The sequence below is a fragment of the Actinomadura sp. NPDC049753 genome (assembly GCF_040674655.1).
GTDB classification, from domain to species: Bacteria; Actinomycetota; Actinomycetes; order Streptosporangiales; family Streptosporangiaceae; genus Spirillospora; species Spirillospora verrucosospora.
This window is the reverse complement of record NZ_JBFARL010000176.1, coordinates 1-16,219: the sequence shown is the minus strand read 5'-3', so window position 1 is coordinate 16,219 and position 16,219 is coordinate 1. Positions and strand designations below refer to the sequence as shown.

The 16,219-nt window shown below is 74.8% G+C and carries 15 protein-coding genes and 1 rRNA gene; 8 read left to right on the top strand and 8 right to left on the bottom strand.

Annotated elements, in window-relative coordinates:
- Positions 1 to 227: 227 nt before the first annotated feature.
- Positions 228 to 698, bottom strand: coding sequence for a MarR family transcriptional regulator (locus AB0K37_RS32330; protein WP_363987442.1), 471 nt, complete (start codon positions 696 to 698; stop codon positions 228 to 230).
- A 101-nt stretch (positions 699 to 799) separates the two neighbouring features.
- Between AB0K37_RS32330 and AB0K37_RS32325 the strand changes: the two genes are divergently transcribed.
- On the top strand, positions 800 to 1,372 hold the full coding sequence (locus tag AB0K37_RS32325; protein ID WP_363987440.1) for a TetR-like C-terminal domain-containing protein: 573 nt from the start codon (positions 800 to 802) through the stop codon (positions 1,370 to 1,372).
- A 4-nt stretch (positions 1,373 to 1,376) separates the two neighbouring features.
- A complete protein-coding gene (locus tag AB0K37_RS32320) occupies positions 1,377 to 1,637 on the top strand; it encodes a DUF2530 domain-containing protein (protein WP_363987438.1) in 261 nt (86 codons plus the stop codon).
- Positions 1,638 to 1,643: 6 nt separating this feature from the next.
- On the opposite strand, the gene AB0K37_RS32315 is transcribed toward AB0K37_RS32320, so the two are convergent.
- Together AB0K37_RS32315 and AB0K37_RS32310 are read right to left on the bottom strand one after the other, a co-directional pair.
- Positions 1,644 to 4,616, bottom strand: coding sequence for a hypothetical protein (locus AB0K37_RS32315; protein WP_363987437.1), 2,973 nt, complete (start codon positions 4,614 to 4,616; stop codon positions 1,644 to 1,646).
- A gap of 4 nt (positions 4,617 to 4,620) precedes the next feature.
- Positions 4,621 to 5,481 carry a DUF3027 domain-containing protein gene (locus AB0K37_RS32310; protein ID WP_363987435.1) on the bottom strand — a complete coding sequence of 287 codons (861 nt, stop codon included), beginning with the start codon at positions 5,479 to 5,481 and terminating at the stop codon, positions 4,621 to 4,623.
- A gap of 158 nt (positions 5,482 to 5,639) precedes the next feature.
- Between AB0K37_RS32310 and AB0K37_RS32305 the strand changes: the two genes are divergently transcribed.
- A complete protein-coding gene (locus AB0K37_RS32305) occupies positions 5,640 to 7,034 on the top strand; it encodes an MFS transporter (protein ID WP_363987433.1) in 1,395 nt (464 codons plus the stop codon).
- Positions 7,035 to 7,083: 49 nt separating this feature from the next.
- On the opposite strand, the gene AB0K37_RS32300 is transcribed toward AB0K37_RS32305, so the two are convergent.
- Both AB0K37_RS32300 and AB0K37_RS32295 read right to left on the bottom strand, forming a co-directional pair.
- Positions 7,084 to 7,479 (bottom strand): cold-shock protein, encoded by a 396-nt coding sequence (locus AB0K37_RS32300; protein WP_179844238.1) that lies wholly within the window; start codon positions 7,477 to 7,479, stop codon positions 7,084 to 7,086.
- Positions 7,480 to 7,654: 175 nt separating this feature from the next.
- Positions 7,655 to 8,296, bottom strand: coding sequence for an HAD hydrolase-like protein (locus tag AB0K37_RS32295; protein WP_363987431.1), 642 nt, complete (start codon positions 8,294 to 8,296; stop codon positions 7,655 to 7,657).
- A 213-nt stretch (positions 8,297 to 8,509) separates the two neighbouring features.
- Between AB0K37_RS32295 and AB0K37_RS32290 the strand changes: the two genes are divergently transcribed.
- A complete protein-coding gene (locus AB0K37_RS32290; protein ID WP_363987429.1) occupies positions 8,510 to 8,872 on the top strand; it encodes a hypothetical protein in 363 nt (120 codons plus the stop codon).
- Here AB0K37_RS32290 and AB0K37_RS32285 read toward each other — a convergent pair.
- A complete protein-coding gene (locus tag AB0K37_RS32285; protein WP_360353911.1) occupies positions 8,869 to 9,351 on the bottom strand; it encodes a GNAT family N-acetyltransferase in 483 nt (160 codons plus the stop codon). The genes AB0K37_RS32290 and AB0K37_RS32285 overlap by 4 nt on opposite strands.
- A 169-nt stretch (positions 9,352 to 9,520) precedes the next feature.
- On the opposite strand from AB0K37_RS32285, the gene AB0K37_RS32280 reads away from it, so the two are divergent.
- The 4 genes from AB0K37_RS32280 (at position 9,521) to AB0K37_RS32265 (ending at position 15,006) form a co-directional block, all read left to right on the top strand.
- Positions 9,521 to 10,138, top strand: a complete 618-nt coding sequence (locus tag AB0K37_RS32280; protein WP_345173134.1) for a TetR/AcrR family transcriptional regulator — start codon at positions 9,521 to 9,523, stop codon at positions 10,136 to 10,138.
- A 94-nt stretch (positions 10,139 to 10,232) separates the two neighbouring features.
- Positions 10,233 to 12,593, top strand: coding sequence for a helicase-associated domain-containing protein (locus AB0K37_RS32275; RefSeq protein ID WP_363987426.1), 2,361 nt, complete (start codon positions 10,233 to 10,235; stop codon positions 12,591 to 12,593).
- Positions 12,594 to 12,744: 151 nt separating this feature from the next.
- Positions 12,745 to 13,176: a DUF4190 domain-containing protein gene (locus tag AB0K37_RS32270; protein ID WP_363987424.1), complete on the top strand. Its 432-nt coding sequence runs from the start codon at positions 12,745 to 12,747 to the stop codon at positions 13,174 to 13,176.
- A gap of 177 nt (positions 13,177 to 13,353) precedes the next feature.
- The gene (locus AB0K37_RS32265) at positions 13,354 to 15,006 is read left to right on the top strand and encodes a DNA repair helicase XPB (protein WP_363987422.1); all 1,653 of its coding nucleotides are present in this window, start codon (positions 13,354 to 13,356) and stop codon (positions 15,004 to 15,006) included.
- Positions 15,007 to 15,094: 88 nt separating this feature from the next.
- Here the strand turns inward: AB0K37_RS32265 and AB0K37_RS32260 are convergent, their stop codons facing one another.
- Both AB0K37_RS32260 and rrf read right to left on the bottom strand, forming a co-directional pair.
- Positions 15,095 to 16,051, bottom strand: a complete 957-nt coding sequence (locus tag AB0K37_RS32260; RefSeq protein WP_363987420.1) for a hypothetical protein — start codon at positions 16,049 to 16,051, stop codon at positions 15,095 to 15,097.
- An 80-nt stretch (positions 16,052 to 16,131) separates the two neighbouring features.
- Positions 16,132 to 16,219 (bottom strand): 5S ribosomal RNA (rrf, locus tag AB0K37_RS32255); the annotation flags it as partial.

Sequence of the window (16,219 nt, the reverse complement as noted above, 5' to 3'; positions counted from 1 at the left end):
GGCGGGGCGGCGACGGCGGGCAGGGGTCGCGAGGGCGGCGGCCCGGGCCGGGTGTGCGGCCCGCCGCCCGCGGGCGCCGCGCGTCGCGGTCCCCTCGGGTTCGTCGGGGGTTTCGTTAGCAGAAGTCATTACCAAGGCTAACGGTAATCAATCCGCCCGCATTCCGGCAACCGCGAAGAAACCCGATCAAGCGGTCCCCCGGTGCCCGCGGGCCCGCGGCGGCGGGGTCAGGAGCGGCTGAGCTTGTCGATGACGGGCGCGGCGCGGCGGAGGATCTCACGCTCCTCGTCGGTCAGCTCGCCGAGACGCATGGCGAGCCAGGCCTCCTTGCGGCGGCGCTCGTCGGCGAGCAGGGCGGCGCCCTCGTCGGTGGCGTTCAGCACGACCTGGCGCCCGTCGGTCGGATGGGGGCTGCGCGCGACGAGCCCCCGCTCCTCCAGGTAGGCGATGACGCGGGTCATCGAGGGCGGCTGCACCTTCTCGTGGTCGGCCAGCTCCCGCGGCGTCATCGACCCGTGCCGCTCGATGGCGGCGAGCGCGGCGAACTGCGTGAGCGACAGCGGGCTCGGGCCGCCCTCGCCCGCCGCGGACGGCCGCAGCGTGCGCAGCCGGCGCGACAGCCGCGCGATCGAGATGCGCAGCTCCTCGGCCAGCCCGGGCGCGGACGCCGTGCGGCCCCGGATCGGTGGCAATGTCATCGTCCTCGGTCTCCTGTGCTGCCCATGCTGCCACGCCGCCACTTGACACTTTCGCTAAGCTCCTTAGCCTGTTAGCTAAAGAGACATGGAGGAGGGTCGCGATGCCCCGTGCGGGACTGTCGCCCGACGCGGTCGTGGACGCCGCCGTCGCCGTCGTGGACGCCGAGGGCCCCGGTGCCCTCACGCTGGCGGCGGTGGCGGGAAGGGCCGGGGTCGCGACACCCTCCCTGTATAAGCATGTCCGCAATCTCGCCGAGTTGCGACACCTGGTGACCGCGCGCGTCCTGGAGGAACTCGCCGAACGGCTCGGGGAGGCCGCGCTCGGACGGTCCGGCGACGACGCCGTCCGGGCGCTGATGTACGCCTACCGGGCGTACGTGGTGGAGCATCCGGGCCGCTACGGGGCGATGGAGCAGACCGCGGTCCCGGAGGGCGGCTCGGCCGGCGACGCCGCGGAGCGGCTGCTGAACATCCTGTACGGGGCGCTGCGCGGCTACGCCCTGGAGGGGCCGGAGCTCGTCCACGCGGCGCGCTGCCTGCGCTCGGCCGTCCACGGGTTCGCCGTCCTGGAGGCGGCAGGCGGCTTCGGCCTCCCCGCGGACCTGGAGGGCAGTTATGAGCTGCTCATCACGATGGTCACCGGCGGACTGGCGGGCCGGGGCCGCGTAGCCTGATCGCATGAGCCCTCCGCGCCGCCCGGATCCGCCGCCGATGCAGACCAACGACGTCCGCATCGCGGCCGTGGGAGCGGCCGCCTGGGCGGTGGCGCTCGTCGTGCTGCTGATCGTCGGGCTGCCGTCGCAGGACCGCTGGTGGCTGTGGGTGTGCTGCGCCGGCATCGGCATCGGGCTCTTCGCCGTGTGGTACGTCCCCCGGCTCCAGGCCGGTCGCGCCCGGCAGGAGGCCGAGCGCGCCGCCAGGCGCGAGACGCCCTCCTAGGGCTCCCTAGGCCTCCAGATCGTCCTCGGCGAGCAGGACGGGCAGGGTCTCGGGGGCCCGCAGGACGGCCTCCAGCAGGAGCCGGTCGCCCCAGTGCCCGGTGGACCAGGCGAGCGCCCGCGCCAGGCCGGCGACGCCGCTCGCGTGGATCTCGCCGTCCCTCGTCCACCACGGGACGTCCTGGCCGTCCACGATGAGGCGCTCATGGGCGAGGTAGCCGGCGGGAGCGCCGGGCAGAACCGCCCTGACGGCCTCCGGGACGGGACGCCTCTCGCCGTCCGACCCCACGAGCCCCGGGATCTCCTCCCCGGCGAGCGGCAGGTCCAGGAGTTCGGCCAGGCGCGCGTCGCGCCCCTGCCCGGCGATGACGAGCGGCTGCCCTTGGAGGAGGGGGAGCACGTCGGGGCCGTCCAGGACGAGGGCGTCCGCCGCGTCGACCACCTCGACGTCGCCGTCGACGACCGCCCGCACGCGCTCGGGCGGCTCGACGGCCGCGTCCGGGGCGTCGGCCAGCGCCGTCCAGAGCCCGCCCAGCTGGGACCGCCCCACCGGCCGCCGGGCATCTCCCAGGCGATCCAGCAGTTCCTGCGCGCCCCCGGGCTCATCGAGCAGATCCACCAGTGACGTGCGGACGCCCAGGGCGAGCAGGAATTGCTCGTCCAGGCCCTGCGGCGCGACGTCGTAGAGCCCCGCGAGCGCCTCGTCGCCGCCCAGGCGGAACTCGCCCGGCCTGCGGCCGTCCAGGACGGGACGGCGGCTCAGCCACCACGCCGTGTAGGACGGGACGACGACACGCCGCCCGGTGTGCAGGGCGACATGGGCGGGATCCACGATCGCGGACCGGCACGGCGGCGCGGCGAGAACCCTGAGGGCCGCCGCCCAGTCGTCGACGAGTTCGAGGTCGCGGACCGCCGCGAACTCGGGAACGAGCGGGGGGAGGTCCTGCTCACCGGTCCGGCGCAGCACGTCGTCCGCCCACAGGTCCTCGTCGTCGAGTTCGAGGCTCTCGGCCTCGTCGGCGAGGCCCATGAGGTTGACGTCCTCGGCCCTGGCCAGCGCGAACCCGTCCAGGACGCCGGCGGCCGTGAGCGTCTCCGCGCCCCACCGCTCCAGGACCTCCGCGTCCACGACGCCGAACGGGGCGTCGTCGGCCATGATCTCCCGCAGCGGGCTCTCCGGCAGCAGCAGCTCGCCCGCCGGGTAGAGCTCGCCGTCGTCGCCGGGCAGGGCCAGCTCGGCCAGCCACGGCTCGTCGCCGGGATCGGCGTGCGCGGCCGCGACCAGGCCCAGCACGGCCTCGGCGACCGCGTCGGGATCGTCGGCGTCGAAGGACTCCTCGACGGCCGCCCGCACGGCGGCGTCCGCCAGCACGGCCCGCGGCCCGGCCTCGACCGCGCCGAGCCGCGCCAGGAGCGGGTGCACGGCGTCCGGGTGGACGAAGCGCAGCCCCAGCACGTCCAGGCCCGCGGGATCCACGCCGTCCGCGATCAGCAGGCCGCGCGGCCCCCGCACGACACGCCCCGTCCCGCCCGCCAGCGGCACCGGCAGGGCCCCCAGAGCGTCGGTGGCGGCCCCGGCGAGCGCGTCGTACACCCGGTGCCACCACGCCGGTTCCCGGTCCACAGCGGCCAGCTCGTCGATGACGTCGGCCAGTTCCACCCGCCGCACCCCGAGCGCCGCCAGCGCCGGGCTCCGCGCGGGCCACTCCGGCGGCAGCAGGCCGCCCACGACGGTGTCCGGCTCCTCCTCGGCGCCCCGGCCGCCGAGCACCTCGACGAACGCGGCGGGAGCGTCCACGGCGATCGCGTCGCGCCCGCGGGTCCGGTGGGGCAGGACGGGCGCCTCCGGGAGCCGCTCCCGGATCCCCCGCCGGATCCGCGCGTCCAGCTCTCCGGCGGCGATCGGCCCCGGCACGAGCTCCAGCACCTTCGGGGAGACGGGCAGTTCGCCCAGCAGCCGCACGTAGGCCTCGGCGGCCCGGTCGACGAGGAGGTCGGCCAGCGCACCGGGCGCGACGTGCCGCCGGTCGGGCGCGAGCGGGAAGGACGCGATGAGCAGCGCGGGCAGGTCGAGGCGCTCGTCGCTGGGCGTGGGCGCGTGCAGGACGCCGGGCGTGCCGCCGGGGAGCCCGCCCTCGGGCAGCGCCCACCGCACCTGCCAGAACGGCCGGGCCCGCTCCTCCACGGGACGGTCCCGCAGGAGCTCCGCGGGGATCTCCCCGTGCGCCTCGACCGTCCGCCACAGCCCGCCGTCGATCATCACCTCGCCCGGGGCGCGCCGTTCGGCGGTCAGCGTCCGGACGTCCCCGTCGACGTCGATCTCGACGTGCTCCAGCGCGGGCAGCGCCAGCATGAGCGCCGCCCCCACCTGCCGGAGCTGCCGCCGGACCGGCTCCACCGCCTCGCCCCGCAACGGCAGCCGCACGACGCTGTCGAAGCCCGCCGGGACCTCGGGCGCCCGGTCCAGGGCGAACGGCAGCCGCAGCAGCGGGACGTGCCCGCCGCGCCGCCCCAGCTCCTCGGCCAGCCCCGGGATCCCCTCGACCAGTTCCCGGGCGCGCGCCAGCGACCACTCGACGCCCGCCGTCCCGGACGCGATGGCCGGGGCGTCGGTCACGGCGACGACCGCGGCGAAGCCCACGCCGAAGCGGCCGGCGGTCGCCGGCTCGTCGCGCTTGGCCGAGGCGCGCAGCGTCGAGAGGGCCTCCACCCCGGCGGCGTCGAGCGGCGCCCCGGTGTTCGCCGCGGTCAGCAGCGGCTCCCCGCCGGTGCGCAGCGCCAGTCTGAGGCGGCCCGGCACGGCGGCGCGCCGCGCGGCGTCGGCGGCGTTCTGCGCCAGCTCGATGACGACGCGGTCGCGGTAGCCGCCGAGGGCGTGGTCCTCCTCGGCGTTGGCGTCCTCGCGGAAGCGCGCCGGGGACTCGGCCCAGGCGCGCAGGACCCGCTCTCGCAGCGCCCGCGCGCCGAACACGTCCTCCATGGGATCAGCTGTGGCCGAGCGCCTCGTCGTCGAGGGACGCGGCGTCCTCGTCACCGCCGGTGGGGACGACCTCGTAGCCGAGCTCGTCGATGACCGGCGGGTTGTGCTCGGACACCGCCGGGAGGGAGACGGCCTCGGAGTGCGCGCCGCAGCCGTGGTCGGCGGAGACGACGCGGCCGTCGTCGGGCGCGTACTCGTTGGCGCAGACGCCGAACACCTGCCGCAGCGCGCCCGCCAGCACCACGTAGAAGCCGCAGGTGGAGCACTGGGCGGGGGCGGACGCGGCGATCGGGGCGCGGGGCCCGGCGACGCCGTCGTACCAGCGGGCGGCGGCCTCGTCGCGGCCCTCCCGCGACAGCACCCGCACGCGCCCGAGGCCGAGCTCCCACTGGGCCTCGCGGTCGGTCGACTCGTCCACCTGCGTGAAGCCGGGCGCGAGCCGCACGTCGTCGGGCGCGGTCGGCAGCAGGTCGCCGGGGCCGAGGTCGCCCGGGCGCAGCCGCTCCAGCCACGGCACCCACGGCGGCGCGAGGAGCGCGTCGTCGCCGGGGAGCAGGACGCACTCGCTGACCGTGACGTTCTTGGCGCGGGACGCGCGGGTCACCGTCACGGCCCACCGCCAGCCGACGTACGCGGGGTCGAGGCACTCGAAGTAGTGCGTCACCACCCGGTCGCCCTCGGCGCGCAGGCCGAGGTGCTCGCCGACCTGGGTCTGGCCGGCGGTGTCCTCGGCGGCCTCCCGGGCGAGGTCGACCGCCTCGGCGCAGGCGGAGTCGACGGCGGGTGTGCGGGACCGGCGGGCGGCCCCGGACGTGGTGCGCGCGGCGGCGGAGCGCGCGGGGCTGGACTGGCGCTGTGGGCTCACATGTCAATTCTCGCCCATGCGGGCACGTGTCCCGCACAAGGCGGGCGCCGTCCGCGAGGTGATCCCTCATTCCAGCGGGGAACGTACTCTCAGTCGAGGACTCCGATGGCCGCCCCCGGCCCCCGAGCCGGGACGACCGCGAGGAGAGAACAGGGCGGATGGCAGACCGGACACGGGCGGGTCGGTCCGCACGCGCCGTCGCCGGGGGTGCGGCGCGGGCGTGCCGCGCAGCGCGCTCGGCGGCGCTCGGGACGGGGCGGCTCACCCGCCGCGTCACCCACGCCCAGGGCGCCGGCCGCAGCGGGCTCGGCAGCCTGATCGAGGCGTGCGCGTTCAACTCCGCCGGGGACGCGCTGGTCACGGTCGCGCTCGCGGGAACCCTGTTCTTCGGCCTGGACGTCAACCAGGCGCGCAGCCAGGTCGCCCTCTACCTCGTCGTCACGATGGCGCCGTTCGCGCTGGTCGCACCGCTGATCGGCCCCGCGCTGGACCGGGCCAGGCACGTCCGCCGGTACGCGATCGCGAGCACGTTCGTGATGCGGGCGCTGCTGTGCTGGGCGCTGGCGAGCGCGCTCCCCCACGGCGACCAGGTCACCTTCCTGCCGGCCGCGTTCGGCGTGCTGGTGCTGTCCAAGGCCTTCGGGGTGCTGCGCGCCGCGGTCACCCCCCGCGTCCTGCCGGAGGAGATCCCGCTGGTGACGGCGAACGCGCGCTGCTCGTTCGCCGGGCTCATCGCCGCGTCGATCACGGCGCCCGCCGGGGCCGGCCTCGCCGTGCTGGTCGGGCCGGGCTGGGTGCTGCGCATCGGCACGGTCCTGTTCCTGCTGGGCGCCGTGTTCACCATGCGGCTGCCCCGGCACGTGGACGTCCCCGAGGCCGAACCGGCGGCGGAGAAGGCCGCCCCGCGCCGCGCGTGGCGGGCGCTGCCGCGCGTCGGCCCGGTCGTCGCCGAGGCGATGCAGGCGAACGCGGTGCTGCGCGCGTTCTCCGGCTTCCTGATCATCTACCTGGCGTTCCTGCTGCGCCAGGAGCGGTTCGACCCGGTGTCGCACCACGTCGCCCTCGGCCTGCTGGCGGCGTGCGCGGGCGCGGGCGGGCTGATCGGCACCGCGCTCGGCGCCTGGATGAAGGCGCGGGCGCCGCGGTTCATCGTCTCGGCGACGCTGGCGTGCGTCACCGGCGTCACCGCCGCGGGCGCCGCGTTCTTCGGGCTGTGGGCGGCCCTCGCCGTGGCGACCGCGGCCGGGCTCGGGCAGGTGCTCGGCAAGCTGTCCATGGACGCGGTCGTGCAGCGCGAGATCGGCGAGGAGGTGAGCTCGTCCACCTTCGCGGTCTCGGAGACCCTGCACCAGCTCAGCTGGGTCCTCGGCGGACTGCTCGGCCTCGGCATGTCGATCGTCGCCGACGGGCGGCTCGCGCTCGCGGTCGTCGCGGCGGCGCTGGCCCTCGCGTTCGGGCTGCTGGTGATGCGGCAGGCCGGGGTCCAGCGCCGGGCCGGGAGGCCCGACCGCACCGGCCCGCTCAAGGACGCGCACCACGAGATGCGCGCCTGACCTCCGGCGCCGCGAGGCGTCCGGGGCGGTCGGGAGCGGGCGGGGACGGTCAGGGCGCCAGGTCGTCGGCGACCGCGCGCAGCACTATCGCGATCTTCTTGGCCTCCGCGGGAGCCGGGTGCTTGCCCCGCCGGTAGGTGTTGGAGATCCCGTCCAGCAGCTTGATCAGGTCCTCGGTGATGACGACCATCTCGTCGGGCTTCTTGCGCCGCTGCTTGGCGATGGTCTTCTCCACCGACGGCAGCGTCTCCAGCACCCGCACCTGCAGGGCCTGCTGACCGCGGCGCCCCTCGACCACGCCGAACTCGATGCGCTGGCCCGGCTTGAGGGTCGTGACCCCGGCCGGCAGCGCCGACGAGTGCACGAAGACCTCACCGCCGTCGTCGCGGGTGAGGAAGCCGAACCCCTTGTCGGAGTCGTACCACTTGACCTTGCCAGTCGGCACCGGAGACCTCGTTCGGTAAGCGTCCTGAATCGACCCCAAGATTAGTGCCTCGCCGCGGGCCGGTGAACATGCCGGGGGCGCCGCGAGGCCTACGGGGCAACGCGATCGACGCTATCCCGGCCGCCCCGGAACGGCATCCGAATATCGCCGCGCAGCTCAGCCCGCAGGGGCCGGGTCAGCCCGCCCGGAAACCGCCGAGCCAGCCGGGGAACGCCAGCAGGTCCGGCAGGACGACGTCCGCGCCGTAGGCGGTGAGGGCCGCCGAGTCGTACGCGCCGGTCGCGACGGCCACCGCCACCGCCGAGGCGGCCCGTGCGGCGTCCACGTCACCGGTGTGGTCGCCGATGTAGGCGCCGGCGCCGTGCTCGCGCAGGGCGGCGCCCTTGTCGGCGCCGAACAGGCCGCCCACCACGGCGTCCGCCGCCAGCCCGAGGTACCGGACGGTCCGCTCGGTGTCGGCCTGGTTCTTGCCCGACACGACGACCACCCGCCCGCCGCGGGCCCGCACCGCCTCCAGCGCGGCGGCGGCCCCCGGCATGAGCACGGTCGCCGGGACCGCGACGTCGGCGTAGATCGCCCGGTAGCGCGCCGCCATCGCCGGCACCTCCTCCGGCGGGAACCAGTACGCGAGCTCCTCCTCCAGCGGGGGCCCGATGCGCCGCACCACCTGCGCGGTGTCGATCGGCACGCCCGTCTCCGCCGCCAGGGCCGCGTAGACGGCGCCGATCCCGGCGCGGGTGTCGGCGAGGGTCAGGTCGAGGTCGAAACCGATCGCGAGGCCGTCGCGGGACGGCGCGGAGGAGGAAAGATCGAGCACGCCCACAGGGTAAGGGGGGTGGACACACGCAAGGACCCGCGCTCTCCTGGTAGTGGCGATGCGACGGGATCCGAGTAGGAGAGCGCGGGACCGTGTCTCGCATATACCCGGGCCCTCGACCACAAACCACCTGACCAGGGAAAACGCAGCATACGAACGCACCACCCCCGCCCCAAGGACGACCGGCGCCCGACCCGGTGAAGGAGGCCGCACATGGCAGGGACCCAGACCGAGCCCGGCGGTGACCACCGCGCCCCGCGCGCCCGCCGGCTGCCCGCCGCCGCGGCGACCCGCCGCCGCGCCGCCGGCCTGCTCGCGGCGGCGGTCTCCATCGCCACCACGCTCGTGGTGGCGATCCTGGCCGTGCACATCGTCTTCGTCGCGTTCGAGGCCAACACCGCCAACGACCTCGTCCGCTGGTTCGGGGACCGGGCCACCGACCTGTGCTGGCAGTTCAAGGACGTCTTCCAGCCGGAGAACCCCAAGGTGGAGGTCGCCGTCAACTACGGCCTCGCCGCCCTCGTCTACCTGGTGGTCGGCCGCATCCTCGTCGGCCTCGTCCGCCGCCTGGGCTAGTCGCGGCCGGGGAAGCGGACCTTGTCGAAGGGCCACGCCGTGCTGACCCATTCGCGGACGAACCCCTCCAGCTCCTTCTCCAGGACGGAGTTCTCCTCGTCGGCGCGCACCCAGAACACCACCACCGCGTCCGAGCCGGGACGGTCCGACGGGGCGACGTGGATCCGGCCGAGCTGCTTCTCCCCGTCCGGTGTGATCACGACGTAGCTGAACGAGCGCCGCAGCTGCCCCTGCTTCTGCAGCCACGCCACGTCGATCAGGGCCTGCTCGAAGGTGAACTCGCGGTCGGGCCAGCCCCACTCGGGCCCGAACCGGCCGGCCAGCCGGTCCAGGCTGCCGATCACGGCGCCGTAGTCCTTGACCACGTCGTGCACGGTGATCGGACGGATCTGGAAGTCGGGCCCGGCCACCAGCGTGGGCACCACGAAGTCCTCGGGCAGGAAGGCCCCGTCGGCCGCCTTCCGCGGAGACTTGAACATCGCCGACCTTTCCGACGACGCCCCTTCCGGCGACGGGGCGCGGACGAAGGAACTCTAGTCGGCGGGCGCCCCGCCGCGAGCGGCATCACGGATTCGGGCGCGCCGCACGCGACGCGGGGACCGGCCGCGTGAACATGCCTTACTGTTCTTGCGGAGGGAATTCATCACCATGACGACATCTACGCGCGACCGCATCGTGGCCGAGTCGCTCCGGCTGTTCGCCGACCGGGGCTACGCGGCGACGTCGGTCGCCGAGATCGAGGCGGCGGCCGGCCTGTCCCCGGGCGCGGGCGGCCTCTACCGGCACTTCCGGTCCAAGGAGGAGGTGCTCTCCTCGGCCATCCGCGAGCACATCGAGCGGACCCGCCGGCAGATCAGCGACGTTCTCACGCAGTCCACCGCCTTCGAGGAGCGCCCGCTCGAAACCCGGCTGCGCATGACGTGCCAGGCCGGGCTCGCCAAGATGCGCGAGGAGCAGGACCTCATCCGGGTCCTGTTCCGCGACCTCGACCAGTTCCCGAACCTGGTGGCGGAGATGCGCGAGGGCATCGTCAACCCGCTGTACGACGGGATCGCCACCTGGCTGGCGGCGCAGCCCGAGTTCGAGGGCTTCGACGAGGACTGGCCCGCGGTCGCGTCGATCCTCGGCGGCGCCGTGGTGAACTACTGGCTCGCGAACGAGGCGATGTACGAGCCGCCGACGCGCATCGACGAGAAGCGGTTCGTGGAGAGCTGGGCACGCCTCGGCCTCGGGCTGGTGCATCTGGACCGCACGCCCGCCACCTGATCGCGGTCGGCCGGAGTTCCCCACCTCGCGCGGGCCTCTAACCTGGAGGCCCGCGTGCCTGCGGCATGCACGCGACTTAAAGTTGGGGAACGGCATGGAAACGTATGCGGACTGGTTGCGCGCGCGCGGCGACGACGAACTGCGCGCGCTGCTGGCCGCGCGTCCCGAGCTGCTCGCCCCCGTCCCCGCCGACCTGACCGCGCTCGCCGCCCGCGCCGCCACGCCCGCCGCCGTGTCCCGCGCGCTCGACCGCCTCGACCGCTTCACCCTCGCCGTCCTGGAGGCCCTGCTCGTCCTGCCCGCTCCGGCCGGGCCGGACGCGCTCGCCGCCGCCCTCGACGCCACCCCCGGGCAGGCCGAGGGCGCGCTCGCCACCCTCCGCCGGTTCGGCCTGGCATGGGGGGACGGCGCCCCGGCCACGGCGCCCGGCGTCCGGCAGAGCCTGCCGCACCCGGCCGGGCTCGGGCCGCCCGTCCGGGAGGTCTTCGCGGGCTACCCCGCCGAGCGGCTCACCGACCTGGTCACCGACCTGGACGGCGAGGCTCCGCGCGGCTTCGCCGACTCCGGCCGCCTCCTCGCCCGGCTCGCCGAGCTGCTGAGCGACCCCGCCGCCCTGATCGAGGACGCCGGGCCAGAGGCGCGGGCCGCCCTCGACCAGCTCGCGTGGGGGCCTCCGGTCGGGCGGGTCGCCGACGCGCGCCGTCCCGTCCGGCTCGACACCGCGACCACCCCCATCGAGCGGCTCCTGGCGCGCGGCCTCCTCGCCGCCGAGGACGACCGCACGGTCACCCTGCCCCGCGAGGTCGCCCTGCACCTGCGGGGCGGGCGGCTGTTCCGGGACGTCCCCGCCGAGCCGCCGCCGCTCTCCGCGGCGGTCGAACCGCGCCGTGAGGACGTGGTCGTGCGCGCCGCGGCGGGCGAGGCCGCGGGCGCCGTCCGGCTCATCGAGGACCTGCTGGAGCGCTGGGGCCTGGAACCGCCGCCCGTCCTGCGCAGCGGCGGCCTCGCCGTCCGCGACCTGCGCGCCGCCGCGACGCTCCTGGACGTCCCGGAGTGGAAGGCCGCCCTGCTCGTCGAGGTCGCCTACGCGGCGGGCCTGCTGACCCGCAGCGGCGACCTCGACGGCGAGTGGCTGCCCACCCCCGCCTACGACCTGTGGCTGATGCGCGACACCGCCGGGCGCTGGACGGAGCTGGCCCGCGGCTGGCTGAAGTCCGACCGCGCCGCCGGGCTCGCCGGCGACCGCGACGACCGCGACCGGCTCATCAACGCCCTCAGCGAGGCGATGGTGCGCAGCAGCGCGCCGTCCACCCGCCGCGCCGTCCTCGAGGTCCTCGCCGGCGCGGGCCGCGGCGTCGTCGTCGGCGAGGACGCGCTCCTGGCCCGGCTGGCGTGGCTGCGGCCCCGCCACGGCGGACCCGCCCGCGACCGCCTCGTCGGCTGGACGCTCCGCGAGGCCGCCGCCCTCGGGCTCACCGGCTTCGGGGAGCTGGCCCCATTCGGCCGCGACCTGCTCGCCGGCGACGACCCCGAGCCCGCGCTGGAGAAGTACCTCCCGGAGCCGGTCGACGAGATCCTCGTCCAGGCCGACCTGACCGCCGTCGCGCCAGGCCCGCTGGTCACCGAGCTCGCCCGGGAGCTGGCCCTCGCCGCCGACGTCGAGTCGACCGGCGGCGCCACCGTGTACCGCTTCACCCCCGAGTCCGTCCGCCGGGCCCTGGACGCGGGACGGACCGCCGCCGACGTCACCGACCTGCTCGCCCGGCACTCGGCGACCCCGCTCCCGCAGCCGCTCGTCTACCTGATCGACGACGTCGCCCGCCGGCACGGGCACCTGCGTGTCGGCGCCCTGTCGTCCTACGTCCGGACCGACGCGCCCGCCACCCTCGACGAGATCCTCGCCGACCGGCGCGCCGCGCCGCTGCGGCTGTACCGCCTCGCCCCGACCGTCCTGGCGTCCGGGCTGCAGCGCGCCGACCTGCTCGACGGCCTGCGCGCCATGGGCCTCGCCCCGGTCGCCGAGGCGCCCGGCGGCGGCGTGATCGTGACCCGGCCGGACGCGCAGCGCGCCGACCCGCCGCCCACCGCGGAGATCGTCCGGTTCCGTCCCGACGACCGCACCGACGCTTCGATGATCTCCGCGGCCGTGCGGGCGCTGCGCGCCGGCGACGAGGCGTCCCGGCACGGCGCCGAGCAGGCCCGGCAGGCCCCGTCCGGCGAGCCGCCCCGCTCACCCGCGATGGCCACCGTCGAGCGGCTGCGCGGCGCCGTCGAGCGCGGCGGCCGCGTCTGGATCGGTTACCTCGACCAGCAGGGGCAGGCGTCCAGCCGCATCGTCGAACCCGTCCGCGTCGAGGGCGGCTTCCTCACCGGCTACGACGCGACCCGCGCGGCCGTGCACCGCTTCGCGCTGCACCGCATCACCGGGGTCTCCGAACTCGACGACGCCTCCTGAGCCGTCCCGGCGCGATCCGCCGAGACGGGCCTGCGGTGTCCGGAACCGGACGCCGGGAAAGGCGGGAACCGGCGAAGCTCACATACGGTCCAATCAACGGCCCATCGGACGGGATAGCGTGTCCGGGCGAACGGTGCGAGGGAGGCTCCCGATGAGCGGATACGGAGGGCGTCCGCCGTCGGGCTGGGACGACCCCTACGGCGGGAACCAGCACTGGGACACGGGCGGCGCGTACGGGCAGGGCTACGGCTACACCCAGCCCGGCTACGGCCAGCCCGGCTACGGGTACGGGCCTCCGGGCGTCCCCCACCGGACCACGAGCAACGGCTCCACCATCGCCGCGCTCGTCTGCAACGCCGTCGCGATCGTGATGTGCTGCAACATCGTGGCGCTCCCCGGCTTGATCACCGCGGCGGTCGCCCTCGGCCGCGTCCAGACCGACCCGGAGTCGGCCCGGAAACTGACGATCTGGAGCTGGTCGCTCTTCGCCGCGTCCATCGTCATCGGCGTCGCCCTCCTGATCGTCTACATCGTCGTCGGCGTCATGTCCGACCCCGACTACGGCTCCTCCGAGGGGATCTGACCCGCCCCGCGCCGCGCCGCCGGCCGCCGGCGCGCAATAAACGCGGTGGCCGGGGCGTTGAAGACCCCGTCCTCTCCGGAACGCGCGAAGTGCGGTCGCCGCTCGGGTAGCGTGCGGCAGCGATGCCGGTGTCCGGACGAGGCATCGATCTTCCGAAACCCGACGGGGGCTTCTGCTTTGACCGACGGTCCGCTCATCGTCCAGTCCGACAAGACGCTGCTGCTGGAGGTCGACCACGACCTGGCCGACGCCTGCCGCAAGGAGATCGCCCCGTTCGCCGAGCTCGAACGGGCACCCGAGCACGTCCACACCTACCGGGTGACGCCGCTCGCGCTGTGGAACGCGCGCGCCGCCGGCCACGACGCCGAGCAGGTCGTCGACACCCTGATCCGGTTCTCCCGGTACCCCGTCCCGCACGCCCTGCTCGTGGACGTCGCCGACACCATGGCCCGGTACGGGCGGCTGCGGCTGGAGAAGGACCCCGCGAACGGGCTCGTCCTGTCGTCCTCCGACCGGTCGGTCCTGGAGGAGGTGCTGCGCGCCAAGAAGATCAAGGGCATGATCGGCGACCGCGTCGGCGACGACGCCGTGGCCGTCCACCCGAGCGAGCGCGGCGCCCTCAAGCAGGCCCTGCTCAAGCTCGGCTGGCCCGCCGAGGACCTCGCCGGCTACGTGGACGGCGAGGCCCACGCCATCTCCCTCGTCCAGGACGGCTGGGAGCTGCGCTCCTACCAGAGCGAGGCCGCCTCGGCGTTCTGGCACGGCGGCTCCGGCGTCGTCGTCCTCCCCTGCGGCTCCGGCAAGACGATCGTCGGCGCCGCCGCGATGGCCCGCGCCCAGGCGACCACGCTGATCCTCGTCACCAACACCGTCTCCGCGCACCAGTGGAAGCAGGAGCTGCTGCGCCGCACGACCCTCACCGAGGACGAGATCGGCGAGTACACCGGCACCAAGAAGGAGATCCGGCCGGTCACCATCGCCACCTACCAGATCATGACGACGCGCAGGAAGGGCGCCTACGCGCACCTGGAGCTCTTCGACGCCCGCGACTGGGGCCTGGTCGTCTACGACGAGGTCCACCTGCTGCCCGCGCCGATCTTCCGGATGACCGCCGACCTCCAGGCCCGCCGCCGCCTCGGCCTCACCGCCACCCTCGTCCGGGAGGACGGCCGCGAGGGGGACGTGTTCTCCCTCATCGGCCCCAAGCGGTACGACGCGCCGTGGAAGGACATGGAGGCGCAGGGCTGGATCGCGCCCGCCGACTGCGTCGAGGTCCGCGTCACCCTCACCGACTCCGAGCGCCTCGCCTACGCGACCGCCGAGCCCGAGGAGCGGTACCGCTTCTGCGCCACGACCGACACCAAGACCAAGCTCATCCAGGCGCTCGTCGACCGGCACCGCGGCGAGCAGACCCTCGTCATCGGCCAGTACATCGACCAGCTGGACGAGCTCGGCGCGCTCCTGGACGCTCCGGTCATCAAGGGCGAGACCCGGATCCGCGAGCGCGAGCGGCTGTTCGACGCCTTCCGCAGCGGAGAGATCGACGTCCTGGTCGTCTCCAAGGTGGCGAACTTCTCCATCGACCTTCCCGAGGCGTCCGTCGCCGTCCAGGTCTCGGGCGCCTACGGGTCCCGGCAGGAGGAGGCGCAGCGGCTGGGTCGCCTTCTGCGGCCCAAGGCGTCCGGTGCGGGAGCGCGCTTCTACGCCGTCGTGGCCCGCGACACCCTCGACCAGGACTATGCCGCCCACCGGCAGCGGTTCCTGGCCGAGCAGGGCTACGCGTACCGGATCGTCGACGCCGACACCGTCCTCGCCGGCGACGAGTTCTGACGCCTCACCGCAGCACCGTCCACCGGCCGAGACCCAGCCGGCCGGTGGGCCGGGCGGTGGGCCGGGCGGCGCCTTCCCAGGATCGGCGTCAGCCGCCCTCTCCTCGATCGACCCAACGAACGGGCCGACCGTCCGGGTCCGAGGTCAGCCAGGAACCGTCCCCCAGCGGCTCCAGATCGTAAGAATGGCGGGAATGGGCGTCGAACCGGTCGACCACTCCCCCGGTGCGCAGATCGATCCGGTAGTGGACGTGCCATTCCCGTTCATCGTCCGGCACGTCGTCCTCTTCCCGCTCACCGCAGATGGTGACGATGGCGGTGTCGGCGTCCAGATACCCGCCGCTCCACTCGAAGGCCGCGTCCTCGGGGTCGTGGCCGAACACCGCCACCGGCAGGCTCAGCACCACCTCGCCGCTCGGACACTCGTGGAAGGCCACGTCTGCCTGCCCGTGGTCGATGCTCATGAACTGCCCGCCGCCCGGCGCCAGGGCCATGACGCACCGGTCGTCCCACGGGTATCGCTCCACTTCCAGCGTCGCCCCCTTGAGGGAGCCGGCGAAGACGAGTGAACCGTCCTGGCCCTCGCCCACGTCGAGCAGCATCCGTGACCCGTCCGGCAGCGCCAGGTGCTCTCCCCCGTGCCCGCAGGACCCCAGATCGGCCTGCGCGCGGACCTCCCCGGACCCGGCGTCGAGAACCACCCATGTGTCGGGGCTTCCGCGGCCCGCCATCGCATCCGGCCGGTACACCCAGACCAGCGTCCCGTCCGGCGAGAAGGCGGCTGTCGGCCTGTGCCCGTACTTCTCGGTCGACCTGGGCAGCAAGGCGTACCGCCACAGCTCGGCACCGTCGCGGCTCAGGCGGACGATGTCGTGCTGCGTCGCGTAGACGAGCGAACCGCCCCCAGGGGCGACGGCGAGACTGCCCGCGTCCAGCTCGGCACCGACCTGGACGGACCAGGCCGCTTGGAGAGGCCCTTCCGCGGCGTCGTCGACCTCGTAGACGCAGAGACGCCCGGCCAGAAGCCGGGCGAACAGGTGATTCATGGCGCGCAGACTAACAGCGGGCAGGGACAGAAAACGGAAAAGGGCCCCGCCGGTAACGGCGGGGCCCTTTCCTAATATGTGTCCGGCGGCGTCCTACTCTCCCACACGGTCTCCCATGCAGTACCATCGGCGCTGAAGGGCTTAACTTCCGGGTTCGGGATGGGACCG

What these genes read in the sequence shown, in the direction of transcription:
- AB0K37_RS32330 (WP_363987442.1), bottom strand. Translation starts at nt 698, where the DNA reads ATGACATTGCCACCGATCCGGGGCCGCACGGCGTCCGCGCCCGGGCTG.
- AB0K37_RS32325 (WP_363987440.1), top strand. Translation starts at nt 800, where the DNA reads ATGCCCCGTGCGGGACTGTCGCCCGACGCGGTCGTGGACGCCGCCGTC.
- AB0K37_RS32320 (WP_363987438.1), top strand. Translation starts at nt 1,377, where the DNA reads ATGAGCCCTCCGCGCCGCCCGGATCCGCCGCCGATGCAGACCAACGAC.
- AB0K37_RS32315 (WP_363987437.1), bottom strand. Translation starts at nt 4,616, where the DNA reads ATGGAGGACGTGTTCGGCGCGCGGGCGCTGCGAGAGCGGGTCCTGCGC.
- AB0K37_RS32305 (WP_363987433.1), top strand. Translation starts at nt 5,640, where the DNA reads ATGGCAGACCGGACACGGGCGGGTCGGTCCGCACGCGCCGTCGCCGGG.
- AB0K37_RS32290 (WP_363987429.1), top strand. Translation starts at nt 8,510, where the DNA reads ATGGCAGGGACCCAGACCGAGCCCGGCGGTGACCACCGCGCCCCGCGC.
- AB0K37_RS32285 (WP_360353911.1), bottom strand. Translation starts at nt 9,351, where the DNA reads ATGTTCAAGTCTCCGCGGAAGGCGGCCGACGGGGCCTTCCTGCCCGAG.
- AB0K37_RS32280 (WP_345173134.1), top strand. Translation starts at nt 9,521, where the DNA reads ATGACGACATCTACGCGCGACCGCATCGTGGCCGAGTCGCTCCGGCTG.
- AB0K37_RS32275 (WP_363987426.1), top strand. Translation starts at nt 10,233, where the DNA reads ATGGAAACGTATGCGGACTGGTTGCGCGCGCGCGGCGACGACGAACTG.
- AB0K37_RS32270 (WP_363987424.1), top strand. Translation starts at nt 12,745, where the DNA reads ATGAGCGGATACGGAGGGCGTCCGCCGTCGGGCTGGGACGACCCCTAC.
- AB0K37_RS32260 (WP_363987420.1), bottom strand. Translation starts at nt 16,051, where the DNA reads ATGAATCACCTGTTCGCCCGGCTTCTGGCCGGGCGTCTCTGCGTCTAC.